Annotated in this window: 14 protein-coding genes and 4 tRNA genes; 2 read left to right on the forward strand and 16 right to left on the reverse strand. The window is 48.6% G+C overall.

All coding sequences use genetic code 11. The features are described from left to right. Nucleotides 1–7: 7 nt before the first annotated feature. The 11 genes from purD to HMPREF9069_RS01015 all read right to left on the reverse strand — a co-directional run bounded on the left by purD (nt 8) and on the right by HMPREF9069_RS01015 (nt 8,838). Entirely contained in the window at nt 8–1,291 is a 1,284-nt protein-coding gene (gene purD, locus HMPREF9069_RS00965; protein ID WP_035437907.1) for a phosphoribosylamine--glycine ligase, read from the reverse strand. 37 nt (nt 1,292–1,328) lie between these two features. Continuing rightward, the gene (locus HMPREF9069_RS00970) at nt 1,329–2,249 is read right to left on the reverse strand and encodes a DegV family protein (protein WP_035437909.1); all 921 of its coding nucleotides are present in this window, start codon (nt 2,247–2,249) and stop codon (nt 1,329–1,331) included. 6 nt (nt 2,250–2,255) lie between these two features. Next, nucleotides 2,256–3,536: an adenylosuccinate synthase gene (locus HMPREF9069_RS00975; RefSeq protein WP_021625224.1), complete on the reverse strand. Its 1,281-nt coding sequence runs from the start codon at nt 3,534–3,536 to the stop codon at nt 2,256–2,258. 143 nt (nt 3,537–3,679) lie between these two features. Beyond that, nucleotides 3,680–5,107, reverse strand: coding sequence for a replicative DNA helicase (gene dnaB / locus HMPREF9069_RS00980; protein WP_035437911.1), 1,428 nt, complete (start codon nt 5,105–5,107; stop codon nt 3,680–3,682). Nucleotides 5,108–5,626: 519 nt separating this feature from the next. Beyond that, nucleotides 5,627–6,157 carry a 50S ribosomal protein L9 gene (gene rplI, locus HMPREF9069_RS00985; RefSeq protein ID WP_021625226.1) on the reverse strand — a complete coding sequence of 177 codons (531 nt, stop codon included), beginning with the start codon at nt 6,155–6,157 and terminating at the stop codon, nt 5,627–5,629. Nucleotides 6,158–6,191: 34 nt separating this feature from the next. Continuing rightward, nucleotides 6,192–6,476, reverse strand: coding sequence for a 30S ribosomal protein S18 (rpsR, locus tag HMPREF9069_RS00990; RefSeq protein WP_021625227.1), 285 nt, complete (start codon nt 6,474–6,476; stop codon nt 6,192–6,194). 20 nt (nt 6,477–6,496) lie between these two features. Continuing rightward, nucleotides 6,497–7,012, reverse strand: a complete 516-nt coding sequence (locus HMPREF9069_RS00995) for a single-stranded DNA-binding protein (RefSeq protein WP_021625228.1) — start codon at nt 7,010–7,012, stop codon at nt 6,497–6,499. Between the two features lie 51 nt (nt 7,013–7,063). Next, nucleotides 7,064–7,357 carry a 30S ribosomal protein S6 gene (gene rpsF / locus HMPREF9069_RS01000; RefSeq protein WP_035437913.1) on the reverse strand — a complete coding sequence of 98 codons (294 nt, stop codon included), beginning with the start codon at nt 7,355–7,357 and terminating at the stop codon, nt 7,064–7,066. A 386-nt stretch (nt 7,358–7,743) separates the two neighbouring features. Then, nucleotides 7,744–8,559: a DUF4013 domain-containing protein gene (locus tag HMPREF9069_RS01005; RefSeq protein ID WP_021625230.1), complete on the reverse strand. Its 816-nt coding sequence runs from the start codon at nt 8,557–8,559 to the stop codon at nt 7,744–7,746. A gap of 59 nt (nt 8,560–8,618) precedes the next feature. Then, a tRNA-Ser gene (locus HMPREF9069_RS01010) sits at nt 8,619–8,706 on the reverse strand. A gap of 41 nt (nt 8,707–8,747) precedes the next feature. Next, nucleotides 8,748–8,838 (reverse strand) — tRNA-Ser (locus tag HMPREF9069_RS01015). A gap of 243 nt (nt 8,839–9,081) precedes the next feature. Here HMPREF9069_RS01015 and HMPREF9069_RS01020 point away from each other — a divergent pair. Continuing rightward, nucleotides 9,082–9,849 carry a trimeric intracellular cation channel family protein gene (locus HMPREF9069_RS01020; protein WP_232204012.1) on the forward strand — a complete coding sequence of 256 codons (768 nt, stop codon included), beginning with the start codon at nt 9,082–9,084 and terminating at the stop codon, nt 9,847–9,849. 459 nt (nt 9,850–10,308) lie between these two features. On the opposite strand, the gene typA is transcribed toward HMPREF9069_RS01020, so the two are convergent. From typA to HMPREF9069_RS01040, 4 genes are all read right to left on the reverse strand, one after another. Beyond that, complete coding sequence (gene typA, locus HMPREF9069_RS01025) at nt 10,309–12,147, reverse strand: translational GTPase TypA (protein ID WP_035437915.1); 1,839 nt, start codon at nt 12,145–12,147, stop codon at nt 10,309–10,311. 74 nt (nt 12,148–12,221) lie between these two features. Beyond that, on the reverse strand, nt 12,222–12,683 hold the full coding sequence (locus HMPREF9069_RS01030) for a hypothetical protein (protein ID WP_021625235.1): 462 nt from the start codon (nt 12,681–12,683) through the stop codon (nt 12,222–12,224). A 564-nt stretch (nt 12,684–13,247) separates the two neighbouring features. Beyond that, nucleotides 13,248–13,323, reverse strand: a tRNA-Ala gene (locus tag HMPREF9069_RS01035). 59 nt (nt 13,324–13,382) lie between these two features. Further along, nucleotides 13,383–13,459 (reverse strand) — tRNA-Ile (locus HMPREF9069_RS01040). Between the two features lie 140 nt (nt 13,460–13,599). On the opposite strand from HMPREF9069_RS01040, the gene HMPREF9069_RS01045 reads away from it, so the two are divergent. After that, nucleotides 13,600–14,103, forward strand: a complete 504-nt coding sequence (locus HMPREF9069_RS01045) for a bifunctional nuclease family protein (RefSeq protein WP_232204013.1) — start codon at nt 13,600–13,602, stop codon at nt 14,101–14,103. A gap of 204 nt (nt 14,104–14,307) precedes the next feature. Here HMPREF9069_RS01045 and gyrA read toward each other — a convergent pair whose 3' ends face one another. Beyond that, nucleotides 14,308–17,103: a DNA gyrase subunit A gene (gene gyrA / locus HMPREF9069_RS01050; RefSeq protein WP_021625238.1), complete on the reverse strand. Its 2,796-nt coding sequence runs from the start codon at nt 17,101–17,103 to the stop codon at nt 14,308–14,310. Nucleotides 17,104–17,134 lie beyond the last annotated feature (31 nt).

The following is a 17,134-nucleotide window of genomic DNA, read 5'->3' on the forward strand; positions in this document are numbered from 1 at the left end:
ACAAACTTTAGAGGGCACGATGTCCAATATCGCTACGGCACTGCTTGCCTTCAAAGCGGATAAGATTGACTGCCTGATAAGCAAGTTCACGCGCAGCAGCCAAGGTTGGTGCCACCGCCGTCACATCGAGCACGCGGCCACCAGAAGTATATGTACGTCCATCTGCACCAAGGCTGGTGCCCGCCTGATAAACCGTCACACCTTCAAGTTGTTCTGCTTCTTCAATACCGTCGATGAGCTTGCCTTTTTCATAAGAGCCAGGATAGCCTGCACTAGCAAGTACAACAGTCATTGCCCAATCGTCGTTCCAAGAAACCATGGATGCATCAAGTGTACCTTTGTCGCAGGCAATAAAAACATCAACTATGTCTGCCTGCATACGCGGCAGCACTACTTGAGTCTCGGGATCGCCAAAGCGAGCATTAAACTCCAATACCTTGGGGCCTTCGGCGGTGAGCATAAAGCCACCATAGAGACAACCCGAATAGCAAATGCCATCGGTGCGTAGTTGATCGATGACCTTTTGTTCCATTTCACACATTTGGGCAAGTTGCTCGGCAGTCACATTTGGGACAGGAGAATAGGCGCCCATACCGCCTGTATTAGGACCAAGATCGCCATCATAAGCACGTTTGTGATCCTGACTAGTTGCAAGAGGTACCAAAGTTGTACCATCCGTTAGAGCCAGCAGAGAACATTCGGGGCCTTCAAACATCTCTTCGACAACAACCGTTGCGCCTGCATCACCAAACGTCCCATCAAAGCATTCTGCAACACCAGCAAGTGCTTCTTCGGTGGTTTGGGCAACAATAACCCCTTTACCCGCAGCAAGACCATCGGCTTTCACAACGACAGGCCCACCTAGTTCACGTACATAAGTTTCACACTCAATACGATCCGTAAAGGTACGGTATGCCGCAGTTGGCACGCCAGCGCGTGTCATCACGTCTTTGGCAAAACGCTTGGAACCCTCCATTTGAGCTGCTTTTTTGCTAGGACCAAAACAAGCAATACCCGCAGCTCGCACCGCATCGGCTACACCTGCCACCAATGGCGCTTCGGGTCCAATTACCACTAGACCAACCGCGTGCTCCCGAGCAAAACGAGCCACATCCTTAGGGCTGTTTTGGTTGCAATCAGCAAGTTCTGCCTCGGCAAACATGCCTCCATTTCCTGGTGTCACCCACAGTTTGCCAGCACGGGGAGACTCTGCGAGTTTGCGTAGTAAAGCGTGCTCACGGCCACCTGAACCCAACAGCAAAATATCGATCGTATTGGCTGCGCTCTCCATGTGTTGTCCTTTCAAAGGCAAATTCTGGTTTGAATAACTATCGATCCACATTACCAAGGAGGTTACTCACTTCCTCGGGTGTAATGAGCGACTGCGGAGCAAATGCAACGCCTGCCGCAGATACACCCACCATAACCACAGAAGTAGGACGTATGGGCAAAATACCCGCACACACATGCTCAAACTCATTGGTATTGAGAGGACGTTGTAACTTGGACAGCGTACCTGAGTCCGCTGACTTTGCCTCAAGAAGAGTCAGTGGCCCTTCATGCTGGGAATAGGTGCTCATCTCGCGCGCAAGAATACCCGCGAGCAAATCAACGCTTTCGCTGCGGCGCTCAACTCTGACCGTACCGCCAGGATTAATTGAGGTATAAAGCCAGCCTCCCGACACACGCATGCCCAATGTCTTGAGCGAACGGCGAAGACCACGAATATCGCCTAGTATACAAGCACGATCGAGATCAATGCCTGGGGGTAAGAGTGAAAATAAACGTGTTTTGCTTGCCATCCCAACAGCACGTTTAATAGCTTCTTCTGCAGACAAACCTGCATTGCGATCAGCTACCAAACGTAGTACCACCAAAGCCAACTGTACCGATACTGCTTTGGTATCAATAACGGTGACTTTGGTGTCCACATACTGTGTTGCTGCCTCAATAGCAGAATCATAGGTACCCACCAGTGCTGCTGAGGGCGCTGGCACCACAATTTCTTTAACACCACGATCGACAAGCTCGTCAAAAGTCGCCTCAAAACTATCGCGACCAGGAGCCGTAACACGTGCACGAGCACGTGCTGCCAATACATCTAACGCATCGTCCATCGTCATATTGCGATCAAGCAGCTCATCTCCAGACAACGACAGGCGCTGAGATACGAGTTCTACTCCCAGCCTTCGACAAAGCTCTGGCGACAGGTCGCAAGCGCTGTCACAAACAATTGCAAAATCTGGCACACTACCCTACTTCCAGTAGCGGTCAATCGACTGATCGCGATCAGGACCAACCGTGATAATCGAAACACGGACACCGGCGAGCTGCTCGAGAAAATCGATATAGTCTTTTGCCTCACGAGGCAGCTGATAGAAATTACGGACACCAGAAATATCACACTTCCAGCCAGGAAGTTCTTCATAGACCGGAGTAGCATGATAAAACACCGATTGATGTTCGGGAACGGTGGTATAGCGGACACCATCACATTCGTAGGCAACACACACCTTGATACTATCAAGGCAACCCAGTACATCAAGCTTAGTAATAGCAAGGTCAGTCAGACCGTTGATGCGTGCAGCATAGTTAACAACCACCGCATCGTACCAGCCACAACGACGCTTACGACCTGTGGTTACACCGTATTCATGACCAACCTTACCAAGCAAATCGCCTGTCTCGTCAAAAAGCTCCGTGGGGAAAGGACCAGAACCCACACGAGTAAGGTATGCCTTGGCAACACCAAGAACTCGGTTGATATTGGTGGGGCCTACGCCAGAACCTGTCACAGCTCCGCCAGCAGTACAGTTAGAAGAAGTAACAAAGGGGTAGGTACCGTGATCAATATCGAGCATGGTTGCCTGAGCACCCTCAAAAAGAATATTCTTACCAGCCTCAAGCTGCTCGTTAAGATAGAGCGATGACTCAACAATATAAGGACGAATACGTGACGCCATCGGCAGGTAGGTCTCACAAATTTGATCTACCGTATAGGTGGGCAGGTCATAGACTTTGGAGAGAATGGGGTTTGTGTAGGCAAGCGCTGCATCAAGCTTTTCGCGGAAAATCTTTTCGTCAAGCATATCTTGGATACGCAATCCTGTACGGTTCATTTTGTCCATATAGCAAGGACCAACACCGCGCTTGGTAGTACCAATGAGGTTCTTACCTAACTTCTTTTCATGAGCCCCATCAAGATCTTTGTGATAGGGCATAACAATGTGCGCATTACCTGAGATCTTAAGATCATCGCAGCTAATCTCAGACTCGGTCAGCATGTCAATCTCGGAGAGCAGAATCTCAGGATCAACAATGCAGCCATTACCAACAATGGGAGTTGTTCCTGGATACATAACACCTGAAGGCACCTGATGCAAAGCGAGTTTTTTGTCATCTGCAATTACCGTATGACCAGCGTTTGCACCACCTGCATAGCGGCAAACCACGTCAAAGTCACCTGCAACAAGATCGGTAACCTTGCCCTTACCCTCATCACCCCACTGGGTTCCTACGAGCACTGATGCGGGCATATGCCCTCCCTCTTGTTAGCGCCACTGTTTATAAAGCGGCGGCTTTCAGACCAACCTCTTTAGTATAAAGCAGGACAGGCCCAACCCTCATGGAGTGAGCCTGTCACACAGCAGCTGCAGATGCTTGCGTATTGAAACTCTTACTAATCCCCGCCACCTGCTGGGCGATACACCTCGACAAAGCGTGTTGAATTGGCAAGGAAGGTCAGGTCGACTGTAGTCAAAGGACCAGAACGGTTTTTAGCAATAATAAACTGCGTAACGCCCCAGTCTGGACGGTCACTTCGCTCTGCTTCTTCTTGGGAAGTAGAGCGGTCAAGCAGAATAACTACGTCAGCGTCCTGCTCGATAGCACCAGACTCACGCAAGTCAGAAAGCTGTGGACGTTTGCCCGTACGACCTTCAACAGTACGATTGAGCTGCGACAGGGCGATAACCGGGATGCTCAGATCTTTTGCCATAACCTTAAGACCACGGCTCATCTCGGAAACCTCAGTCGCACGACTGTCCGCACGCGTACGTCCAGGAGGGGGTGAGACCAACTGTAGGTAGTCGAGAATTACTATGCCTTTTTCTTTGTCGTGCAGCAGACGACGGGCTTTGGCACGGATCTCGGTGACCGTTGTACCTGCCGTATCATCAATTTGCACATCAAGTTTTGAAAGCTGAGCAGTTGCTTCCAAAAGAGTTGGCCACTGATTGTCTTGGATGCGCGCACCACGGATATCTGAAAGCGGAATACCAGCCGTTGCCGAAAGCAAACGTTGCGCAATCTCTATTTTGCTCATCTCAAGTGAGAAAAAGACAACTGAGGCACCATTTTTTGCCGCATTAATGCAGAGATTAAGAGCAAACGAGGTTTTACCAACACCAGGGCGAGCACCAACAACAATCATCTGACCGGCGCGCATACCCTGCAACGCGTCGTCAATACCGCGAAAGCCGGTCTTGACGCCAAAAGCTTCTTCATCGGCAGCAGCCATTTCACCAAGCTGCTCGTAAAGCTCGCCCATTATCTGAGAAAGTGTTGCTGAGTTGTCGCGCACATCCTGACCAGTCACATCAAAGATTTGCTTCTCTGCATAATCAACAACATCACGCGAGTCTTCGGGTGCATCAAATGCCATCGCCTGAATACGTGCTGAAGCAGAGATAAGACGCCTCAGAGTCGCATCGCGCTTGAGCATCTCAACATGATGCTGCCAACTTGCCAACGCAAGAGAGTTTGACCCTAATTCCACAAGGTAAGAAGGACCACCTATTTTTTCAAGTTCACCAGCACTTTTAAGATGGTCTGCCAAAGAAATTGGGTCTACCGGTTCACTATGGTCGAACATCTCGGCCATAGAAACAAAGATCTGCTTGTTAGCATGCAGATAAAAATCATCGGGTTCTAGGCTAATTAGACATTCCTGCAATACATTCTCAGAAAGAATCATTGCTGAGAGAACCGAGCGTTCTGCAGCAACATCTTGCGGCATCGATACATCGCCTGGAAGCGCAGTAAGTGAAAAATCACGTTCGCTCTCTCGACGGCGTCCCCAAGATTGTGTTTTTTCCTTCTCGGGCACGGTGTTCTCCTCTCAAGCGCGACATCCGATAAGCGTAACCACAACTGTACGTAAATTCACAGCTCAATTACCTCACTGCCTGGGCAAAGCATAGTACCTCAAGCGCTTAAGCTTTGCAGAGCCAAAAGTACACAAATAATGTTATCGATACTCTGATGTAGAAACTAATTATCCTCAAGCTGCAGCTTTGCAAGTTTTCAACGTTTTCAACATTTTTTGGACGTTTCGACGAACGGTGTTTTCAACATGTACGGAACTCTTACGGATATGCTCTGCCCACAAATCCAGTCCTGCGATTTTGCATATCTCACTCATTTAGTTTCCTATTTGCGCAGGTAGATTAAATTAAATATTCATTTAAATAAAAAATCCCTCCATTCCGCAGAGGGTTGGAGGGATTTATACGAACGTTCGTTGCATTTCGCATCTTTTTGAATTCTGGATACTACCTGCAACTTTTGTTGAAATCTGCAGGTAGTCCACTACGAACAAATAGACGCATACGGTGAACTGCTAAAACTACTCAGCGGTCTCTTCGCTCACTTCGGTTTCAGCCTCAGTTTCATCAGCTGTCTCTTCGACAACCTCCTCGGCTGCTACCTCAGCCTCAGGACCAACCTGAACGATGACCTTAGCATTGATCTCACGATAGAAGTTGACTTCAATCTCGTGAGCACCAGCGGTCTTGATGGTACCGCCGCGACTAATACGCTTGCGATCAACCTCGACTGCGAGCTGGCTCTTGAGAGCCTCGACAATCTGAGCAGAGGTGACGGAACCAAAGAGCTGGCCGTCCTCACCAATGCGAGCGTCAATGACAATCTTCTTGCCATTGAGCTGATCTTTCAGCGCATTAGCGTCAGCAATACGCTTCTGCTCACGCTTCTCGATATTGTGCCTACGCTCTTCGAGCTGCTTAATGTTGCCAGGGGTTGCGGGCTGGGCAATCTTGTTGGGGAACAGGTAGTTCTCCGCATAGCCCTGAGCGACCTCAACGATGTCGCCTTCTCCGCCCTTGCCCCTGAGCTCACCCATAAGGATGACTTTCATGGGACGCTCCTTTTCGTTGAATGCTTCCGTCCGCTTAGCCGCGGTTGCGACCACCACGGTTGGAAACCACGGGCACAGCGTACGGGAGCAGAGCCATTACGCGGGCGCGCTTGATTGCCACCGCGATATCGTGCTGATGCTGCGTGCAAGCGCCAGTAACGCGACGAGGCTTAATCTTGCCGCGATCAGTCGTAAATTTGCGGAGAAGCTGCGTGTCCTTATAGTCGATAAAATCGACGTTTTCCTTGCAGAACTGGCAGTACTTGCGATGCATGGGGCGCTGCTCTTCGCGGCGCTGCCTCTGCCTCTGCTTTGCCATTAGATACCTCTTTTCAATTCCTAGAACGGTATATCCTCGTCATAAACGTCGCTGGGAGGCGGCGTCTGGGCGGGAGTCGTTTGGGGTGTAGCTGCGGGAGCGGCATAACTACCTTGATTGTACGTCGGCTGAGGAGCCGAGTAACGCGGCGCAGGTTGAGGCTGAGCTTGGGGCTGCTGCTGTTGGTAGCCACCCTGTTGCTGAGTATTCTGGCGAGAGGAAAGGAATTCCAACTCGTCTACAATAACTTCCAGCTTGCTGCGACGCTGACCATTGGACTCCCAGGAGCTGTAGCTAAGCCTGCCTTCAATGGCAACCTTCATACCCTTGTAGAGGTAGTTTGAAAGCGACTGGGCACGATTACCAAACATAACGCAGTCGACAAAGTTGGCTTTATCTTCCCACTCGCCTTGTGCATTACGACGACGATCGTTGACAGCTACGCCAAAGGTCAAAACCTGCGTGCCACTGTTGGTGCTACGCAGCTCAGGATCACGCGTCAAGTTGCCAGTAATAATTACCCTGTTAATGCTCATTGTTCCCACCTCTCTTGCGAGTCTCCTCGTCCTTCCATGTTTGGTCGGTGCTTAGTCCTTGTCGGGACGACGCATGACCATGTGACGCTTCACGTTGTCATTGATACGCAGAACTCGATCGAGCTCAGCAATCTGCGTGGGGTCAGCATGGAAATTGATAAGGATGTAATCGCCCTCGGTGAGGCCGTCGATCTCATAGGCGAGCTTGCGCTTGCCCCAGTCCTCGACGCTGTCAATCACGCCGCCATCAGTAGTGACAGCCACCTCGATACGCTTCGAGACGCCTGCACGAATCTCCTCAGTTGCTGCGGGATCGACAAAATACAGCAGTTCATAAGCCTTCATTTCTTCACCTCCTCTGGACATATGGCCTTGGCAAGTGAAGGTGCCGCCAAGGCAGGAAAGGTCAAGGATTGATAGTATCACAGCCCCAGACGCTCTAGCAGGACAATTGTGACAAAGCACATCCCACACCTTCCCCACACACGGAAAATAAACCCGTCAACTTGGATTTAGCTTGGATAGTCTCTGCCCTCTAGCTGACTTAAACTGATGCATTCTTTAATCTGCTTGCGTTTATCCAGCTAGATCACTATGTTTTGCAACGCTAAGCGTGACTGACCCAATCTAATGGGGATAAAATACTTTTTAGGATTTTTTACACTCATAAAAGCTTCATAAGTTTTAGTTCACAGATACCCTATATCTCTGCGTTATGAGCTTTTACTACGCTAATTCTTCTCTTCAAAAATCTTGTTGCTTTCTTGCCAAGTAGGTACATCAAACTTGCGCAACCAAAGCCCTGTTGCACAGGTTTGAATCATCTGAGTGAATGAAAAGCCTAGGCTACTGATAAAGGCTGCTATCGCGCAAGGCAGAGCATTTGCGGCGACTAGACGAAGAATGTCAGCTGCGGCGTACAAAATATAGGAAGCTGTAACATCATGCAGCACATCACTATAAGCCAGCATAAGATAGCTATCGCTCAGTTGACTTGCAACAAGGATTAAAATCGCCATCCATACAATGGAAAGAATCAGACCAACTACCAGTTGAAGCACTATGTAAAGCCGGATAAGGTGCAAGGCGCCTTTGTGGTCTGCTTTAATTAATGACCAAATCCTTTTGATTTGCCACCCTGCCTTAAAGTCGTGATAGATGGTGGCATGTAACGCTGCAACAGGAACCAAAAAAGATGCGATAAAGCTCAAGAGTATGCTAAATGTGCTGGTAACAGCTCCACCCTTAAACACTGAAGTAAACAGCAGATTGAGCGCATATACCGAAAGACCTACCCAAAGGGCTCCAACAAAGGCGCGCCAACCTGCAGAGATGCACTCGCCTACACGGACTTTTCGCTGTTTTGGTGCAGCATCTACTCCCCAAGCAACCAAACGAGCCCATTCAACAGCATAGCCATTACAGCCCAGAGGCCCTGCAATAGGCACAAAATTTGCCGCTGCCATTACCAATAAAGGTTTAATCCATCCACGGTCATGGCGAAGTAGTGCGAGTGACCTTTTGTAGTAGTGTCCTTCGTCTGTCATTTCTTCTCCTTGACTCATAAATAAAAAGTCGGTCGCTACTGCGGCCGACCTGACTCGTCTGGCGGAGAGGGTGAGATTCGAACTCACGTACCCCGAAGGGTAAACGGTTTTCGAGACCGCCGCATTCGGCCACTCTGCCACCTCTCCAGATATAGACGTGGCACCCTCAGGTGCCACGAAGAATAATCTGGCGGAGAGTCAGGGATTTGAACCCTGGAGACGCTTTAGGCGCCTACACGATTTCCAATCGTGCTCCTTCGGCCACTCGGACAACTCTCCAGAAATTGTGCAACGGAAAGTATACAAGAAAGCGTTGGTCTGCGCTATCTGTATTTTTTATTTTTGCAGATAGTTTGAGCAAAGCAAAATAAAACCTTGAAAACGTAGGTCATCTTGTAGCTTTTCTCCATTTGTGCTGCTACGTTATGAGCTTGATATCTCACAAGAAAAGCTTTGCCTTCCTTGGTATTTTTGTGACTAAACCTGATAAAGTTTTTAAACCAGATGTGAAGGGAGGCGTCAGTGCTTAATTTTTTCTTTACTCCTTATGGTGGCATGGACGTCTCTACCTTGCCTTTGCCAACATGGCTGGATCTCTCTGCAGTTATCGTAGGTGCCCTTGCAGGCGTTTTTGCCGCCCGACAGCGCAAACTTGACCTTGTAGGCTATGTTGGTCTTGCTATGATTTGCGGTCTTGGCGGAGGATTAATCCGTGACACTATCCTCCAAAAAGGCAGTGTCTACATGATGGACTCTCCTTACGCTATCCCTATGGCAGTACTGACTGGTTTGATTGGGTTTTTCTTCCCTGGAGCTACCAAACGTTTTTCTCGCCTTTACGAGTGGGTCGATATTATGTCGGTATCCCTCTTTGCAGTTGCTGGCGCTGACAAGGCAATCGTGTTTCACACAAGCGGAGCTGCAGCTATCTTGCTTGGCACTATCACAGCTGTGGGCGGCGGTATGCTGCGCGATGTCTTTTTGGGGGAAGTACCCCAGATTTTCCGTCGCTCCAACCTCTATGCAATCTGCTCGGTTGTAGGAGGAGCACTCTACTACAGCATGGTTTGCATGTTTGGAGTACGCAAACTCTGGGCATTGATTATTTCCGTCTTTATTATGGTTGCAATGCGCCGTTGGTCTTTAAAATATAACGTTCTTTCCCCCGACAACATCGATCTCAGTCCTCGGGCAAGCAGAGCTATTCGTGTGGTTTATACCACTGCCAGCAATGAAGGCCGTCGTCGCGCCGAAACCATTATTAAAAAACCTGGTAGCCATAGACAGTGAGATAGTCTTGTAGTGTCTCCACTCTCCGCAGACGGTTCAAAACCGTCGTCGCAAGCCTTTCACAAACGGCCGCATCGTCCCCGACTCCCACAAACGGTTCAAAAGCGTCGCTCTGCTTCCACAAAAGTGCTGCTCAATTTTTTACTGAGGGTGCTTTATGAACCCGTTGTCTTCCATTTAATGCAGACGGTTCAAAACCGTACCAAACGACTCGAGAAACCCCAGATAAAAATTGGCGTAAGGGCACATTTTGAACCCGATGTGGGAAAAAGGGTGCTTATTGAACCGCCTGTAGGGATAAGCGTAGGCAAAAGCGCACCTTGAACCCGTTGCAAAAAACACAGATAGCAAGATGCCTCCTGAACTGCCTACAAAGTTATAAGAGCAGATTCAGGAAGCATATCTCCTAGGTGGCTATAAAGAGGTAAGCCAAGCAAAACTTACCGAGCACAACAAAGCTTACTTCTTGACCATGCCGTGACGAACAGCCCATTTACGACGGTCAGTATCGTTGAGAATGCGCTTGCGCATACGAATATGTTTGGGCGTAACCTCAACGAGTTCGTCATCCATGATGTACTCCAACGCTTCTTCCAAAGAGAAGGTCTTGGGAGGAGTGAGTTGCACGGAAATATCAGCTGTCGAGGAGCGTTGGTTGCCAAGGTTTTTAGTGCGAGCAATATTGACCACCATGTCACCCGGACGACTGCGCTCACCCACCAGCATGCCTTCATAGCATTCGGTACCTGGTTCAACGAAGAGACTGCCACGCTCCTGCAAGGTACCCAAAGCGTAAGCCACGGCCTTTTCGGTCGACATTGAAATCATGGCACCGTTGTCGCGGCTACCAATGTTGCCAACAAAGGATCCATACTCGAGGAAGGTGTGATAAAAGACCGCATCGCCATGAGTGACATTCATAATTCGGTTCTTAAGACCCATAATGCCACGCGTAGGAATGGTGAACTCCAAATGCGTCTGGGTATTACCCGCTTCCATACTGGTCATCGTGCCGCCACTGTTGCCAAACACCTCAATGACCTTACCAGCAAACTCACCTGGGCATTCAACAACTGCCTGCTCAATAGGCTCTAGACGCTCACCGTCGACGCCTTTTTTGAACAAAACACGCGGACGACCCACCTGAAACTCAAAGCCCTCGCGACGCATTGACTCCATGAGTACCGAAAGGTGAAGAATACCGCGCCCTGCAACCTCAACACCAGTTTTGTCAGGCAACTCTTCGATACGCATGGTGACATTATTTTCAGCTTCTGCCATCAAACGTTCTTTAAGCTGACGACCACCAACAATATCGCCATCGCGACCTACCAAAGGCGAGGTAGACGCTTCAAACACAATGGAAAGCGTAGGGGGATCAATTTCAATGGGATCAAGTTCAACAGGATTTTCGGGATCGGTGTACACATCACCAATATCAGTCGAATCAATACCCACTACAGCACCGATATCGCCTGCGACAACTTCATTGCATTCTTTGCGACCGAGATAGTCAAAGGTGAACAGCTGCTTGATTTGAGCCATAGCTCGCGAGCCATCATTTTTGACGACAAGTATTTTGTCACCGTCGTGAATGGTTCCGGAATACACACGACCAATGCCAATACGACCAACATACTCAGAGTGATCAATGGTAACGCATTGCATTGCTAGTGAGCCAGCAGGATCAACATCAGGTGCGGGCAAAGAGTCAACAATCATGTCCAACAGCGGCAACATATCATCATTACCATCATCAGGATCCAGACGAGCAAAGCCATTCACTGCCGAGCAGTACACCACGTGTTCCATCGCAAACTCAAGCTGATCGTCGCTTGCACCTAAATCCATCATCAAGTCGAGGCACGCATTCAAGGCATTCTCAGGATTTGCTCCATCGCGGTCAATCTTATTGATAACAACCATCACAGCAAGACCCGCATCAATGGCATGACGCAGTACAAAACGTGTCTGCGGCATAGGACCTTCTGCGGCATCAACAAGCAAGAGAGCTCCGTCTGCCATCTTGAGTACACGCTCTACTTCACCACCAAAGTCAGCATGTCCTGGAGTATCAATAACATTGATTTTGACGTCTTTGTAATCAATGGAAATATTCTTGGCCAAGATAGTGATACCGCGTTCGCGTTCCTGGTCATTGGAGTCAAGAACCCTCTCTTCTACCTGTTGGTTTTCACGAAATGCACCACTTGCTTTAAGCAGCTGGTCAACTAAGGTAGTCTTTCCGTGGTCAACGTGGGCGATAATTGCAATATTGCGGATGGATTCTTGAAGCATAACTATCCCATCTATCAGGACGGCCGCAAAGCGGCACATTACATTGGAATGTCGGGCAGATGCCCAAATAAAAGCTACAGCAAGGGTTCAACTTCACCAGCAGGAGCAGGCTCGGTCCACTGAAAACCATTGCCTTTTCCCCGCCCCTTTACGTAACTATAGGCCGAATAGCTTTTATAACCTTTTTCACCAAATTCTAGAAGTAAAGCATCTTGATAGCTGTCGTCGTCAGCAGCAATTGCGCCCTCATAGACAATGGCATAACGAACAGGCATGCCAAGTCCAGCTTCTTTATCTCCTCCATGGTGATTAATTTCTTTGACGCGCGTATAAGCCTCGTCAATTAAAGCTTCCGGGCCATCATCGGCAAGTTCATAGCTCGCAATATTGCCTTGGTCGTCTTCTATAACAAGCAGGACACCCATTTCCTCGCCTAAGGCAAGAAGATCTAGCGCATCACCAAAAAGCTCAGACGAAAGATTGTCTGTCTCAGCTGAGATGCCGTCGCGGCGATTGTTATTGTTAAAACGAGTCATGCACATCTTTTCTTTGAACCTAAAGCTTCTTTGCGATGGTAGCGCACTTGAACAAAGTACGTGCAGCTATAAACAACATGCACTTCTTGACCACAAAAAAGCGCCAGACGCATCTGATGGCTAAGTTTCTGACTTAGATTGATAAAAAGTGTTGCTTGGTTCTCCTAAATGCTTGATCTACTTCCGTGATCGCAGATCACATGTCAAACGCCACACCTTGTTTCAAGCAGCGCGGCTTTGCTTGCCAAAAGCCACGTTCTGTTTCAGAAAAAATGTCAAAAGCCACAGATCTCTTCAATGTCCTTCACGTTTGCGCAGGTAGATTTTTTGCGCATGAAGAGATATGTGGCTTTTGGCAAAAAAAGTGAAGTAGAACGTGGCGTTTGGCATCTGGTGTGAAACAGAGTGTGGCTTTTGGTACCTGACATGAAATGGAATGTGGCGTTTGGCACTCGGTGTGAAATGAAACGTGGCTTCTGGCCTAGATGGTGGATTATCTATCACTCCGTATCACTCACTTAAACAAGAAAAAAGGCCAGAGCCGAAACTCTGACCTGTTACTTGTGGTGGAGACAATGGGGTTCGAACCCACGACCTCAGGCTTGCAAAGCCCGCGCTCTCCCAGCTGAGCTATGTCCCCGGCTAATAATCGCCCCAACGGCGACTCGGCTATCATTGGGGCGATTATTGACGAAAGAGTGGTGGGCCCGACAAGGTTCGAACTTGTGACCTCCCGGTTATCAGCCGGACGCTCTGACCAACTGAGCTACGGGCCCAACGCAAGAATGTATCCTATTACAGCTACAGGCCCCTGTCAACAAGAAATTACATTTCACCTTAGATTAATTTTGAATATGAACTATTTTTGAACTTCTTCTCATGGGGTACCATAACCGGTCAATAGAAGGGAATTCGCGTGTTAATTCGTATGGACATAAAGGCAATTGTTGTCGGTGGCGGCCCCATCGCCTCGTTGGTAACTCTAGCACCACGCAAACCCTCTGAGGGTCTTGCTACTGAGCTGCCTATACGTATTGGTGTGGTTGAAGCTACTTCCATTTCTATGGGTGTTTCAGCTCATGAACAGCGTCCCAAGACCCACGACCTTATGCTTTCTGTAATTGATCGCTTAGAAGCAGAGCTGGTAGGGGTCGCTATTGTTGCCGTTCAGGGAACTACCTTTTTTGCAAATCTCATGTTGCGTGACCATAACGGCCAAACTTTTGACGTGGACAGTCGTCCTTCTGATGCAATTGCTTTGGCTGTACGTGCTGGAGTGCCTATCTATGCGGATGATTCGGTGCTTGCTACAGCAACAATACCTGATTTTGACGCAGTAGAAAAAGAAGAAAAATCTCGTGAGCTCGAAGAATTCCACGACTTTGTTGAAAGTCTCTCTGCTGACGATTTCAATGAGTAAAAACTTCTTCACTCAGTAAAAAGAAACAGCTTGAAACACTTTTGCAAATTCGTTGCTGCACGTTTGTAAATTAGCTGTCCCAAGCTGTTATTTTTTACAAAGAACCCGCCTAACGTCGCTCGTGCCCGAAAGGCGGGTTCTACCCTATATATTACAAACTATAAGAACAATAAAAAAGGGTGCCAAATTGACACCCTTCAAAGCTTATTCTTCGTCGTCAAGAAGATCCTCGTTAAGCTGCTCTTCGCCGCCAATGTCGACTGGTTCTTCATCGTCAGCATCACGTGCACCAGCTGCCGCTAAATCGAGTGTACCCTGTCCTGCTACCGCAGCACGAGCTGCCTTTTTCTTATGAGCAACCATACGGGCTACAGCAGAAATGCGATCACCTTCACTCAGGTTCATAACCTTCACGCCAGTAGTTGCACGACCCAGACGCGAAACATCTGTCGCCTTGACGCGAATCATTACGCCGGCTTCCGTCACAATCATCAGCTCGTGCTGAGGGCCTACTACACGGCAACCCACAAGGGCACCCTTCTTAGCGTTCATTGAGATGGTAAAGACACCTTGGCCACCACGGTTGTGGAGCGGGTACTCCTTGATCGGTGTACGTTTACCATAACCCTTCTCAGTGATAACAAAGAGGTCACCTTGGCCGTTGGAGATTTCCATGCCGAGTACTTTGGCTTCTCCACGCAGAGTAATACCCTTTACACCAGCGCTCGCACGACCAGTAGGACGAACTATATCCTCATCAAAAACAATGGTTTTACCAAGGTCAGAGGTAAGAATTACCAACTCACCCTTACGGACACGACGGACGCTCACCAGCTCGTCGCCATCCTTCAGGTTAATAGCAATCAGACCGTCACGTCGACTGTTGTCATAAGCACTCATGGCAGTCTTTTTGACCATACCTGACTTTGTTGCAAACATCAGATACTCATCAGAGGGGAACTCTCGACAGACCATAACAGCCGACAGACGTTCGCCCTCAGACAAAGATGTAATAACATTTGCCAAAGCAGAGCCACGTGCCTGACGCGAGCCAATAGGTAGTTCATGAACCTTAAAGCGGTACACCTTACCCTTGTTGGTAAAGAACATCACATAATCATGGGTCGAGGCAACAAACATATCCTCAACGAAGTCGCTTTCTTTGAGCGACAAACCCTGAATACCCTTACCACCACGCTTTTGACTACGATAGGTTGCTACAGGCAAACGTTTGATGTAGCTACCATGAGTAACGGTAACAACCATATCCTCTTCGGCAATAAGGTCCTCAACATCAAGATCCTGGGCGCCTACCTTAGAAATCTGAGTACGACGTTTATCAGAGAAACGATCAGAAATCTGACGTAGTTCGTCTTTGATAACGCCCAAAATCTTGTCATGATGGGCAAGCAGATCTTCAAAGTAAGCAATACGACTACGAAGCTCCTCAATCTGTGCAACAAGCTCCTCACGCGCAAGACCTGTCAGGCGGCGAAGACGCATTTGAAGAATTGCTTCTGCTTGAAGCTCATCAATACCAAAACGCTCGTGCATACGAGACTTGGCTTCTGCGTCGTCATGAGAGCTACGGATGATATGAACAATCTCATCGATATTATCAACCGCAACAAGTAGACCCTCACGAATATGCAAATCTTTGCGAGCCTTTGCAAGGTCATACTCAGTTCTGCGTGTCACCACATCAACTTGATGGTCAATATAATGACCAATAATCTGACGCAGGGTCAGTGTACGAGGTACACCATCTACCAGCGCGATGTTGATGACATTGAAGTTTGATTGCAGCTGGGTGCGCTTGTAAAGGTTATTGAGGACAACCTGAGGCACGGCACCATTTTTGAGATCAAGAACAATACGCATACCCTTGCGGTTGGACTCGTCGCGCATATCAGAAATACCCTCAATACGCTTTTCATTAACCTGCTGGGCAATACGCTCCTGAAGTGTGCCTTTGTTTACCTGATAAGGAATCTCAGTTACTACCAGGCGCTGTCGACCATTTTTGCGTTGCTCAACATGAACCTTGGCACGAACAGTAATTGTTCCTCGACCAGTTTCATATGCATCATGAATACCATCAGTGCCCATGATGGTACCGCCTGTGGGGAAGTCAGGACCTGGCAACACCGTCATGAGCTCATCAGTGCTTACATTAGGGTTATCAATCATCATGCAGACAGCATTGGTAACCTCTGCAAGATTATGAGGAGGAACATTGGTAGCCATACCAACAGCAATACCTTGACTACCGTTTACCAAAAGGTTAGGGAAACGAGCAGGCAAAACTGCAGGCTCTTGCAGTGACTCATCATAGTTAGGCTGAGAGTCAACAGTTTCCTTATCCATGTCGCGCAACATTTCCATCGCGGCATACGTAAGGCGACTCTCGGTATAACGCATTGCTGCGGGGGGATCGCCGTCAATAGAACCAAAGTTACCGTGACCATCTACCAATTGCAGACGCATAGAGAAGTCCTGAGCGAGACGCACCATTGCATCATAAATTGAGGAGTCTCCATGGGGATGATATTTACCCATAACCTCACCGACAGTCCAAGCGGACTTTTTATGAGGACGGGAAGGCACAATATGTGCTTCGTTCATAGCGTAGAGGATACGGCGCTGAACGGGCTTTAAACCATCTCGAACATCAGGAAGAGCACGAGCAACGATAACTGACATCGAATACTCAAGAAACGATGCTTTCATCTCGGTAGCCATATCAGCGGGTTTGAGTGTGCCACCATGAATATCTACTAAAGAGAGGCGTGTACCCGCCTCATCAGAGATGGTGTGATCAAGACCTGCTCCCCCACCAAGAGTTGGGGTCGCAGATGGATTGTCTTCGTCATAATCCTCTACGAGATCGACATCCTCATCGTTCTCTTCGGTTTCTTCAATATTTTCATCCTCATAAGAATCGTCGTTGGTCAAATCGACGAAGTCGTCCTCAGGAGGAGTGTTGTGATCATCTGCCATAAAACCTAGGCCTTTCTATCAGGCGTGCATG

The organism is Atopobium sp. oral taxon 810 str. F0209 (assembly GCF_000466405.1).
In the GTDB taxonomy this organism is placed as follows: domain Bacteria; phylum Actinomycetota; class Coriobacteriia; order Coriobacteriales; family Atopobiaceae; genus Olegusella.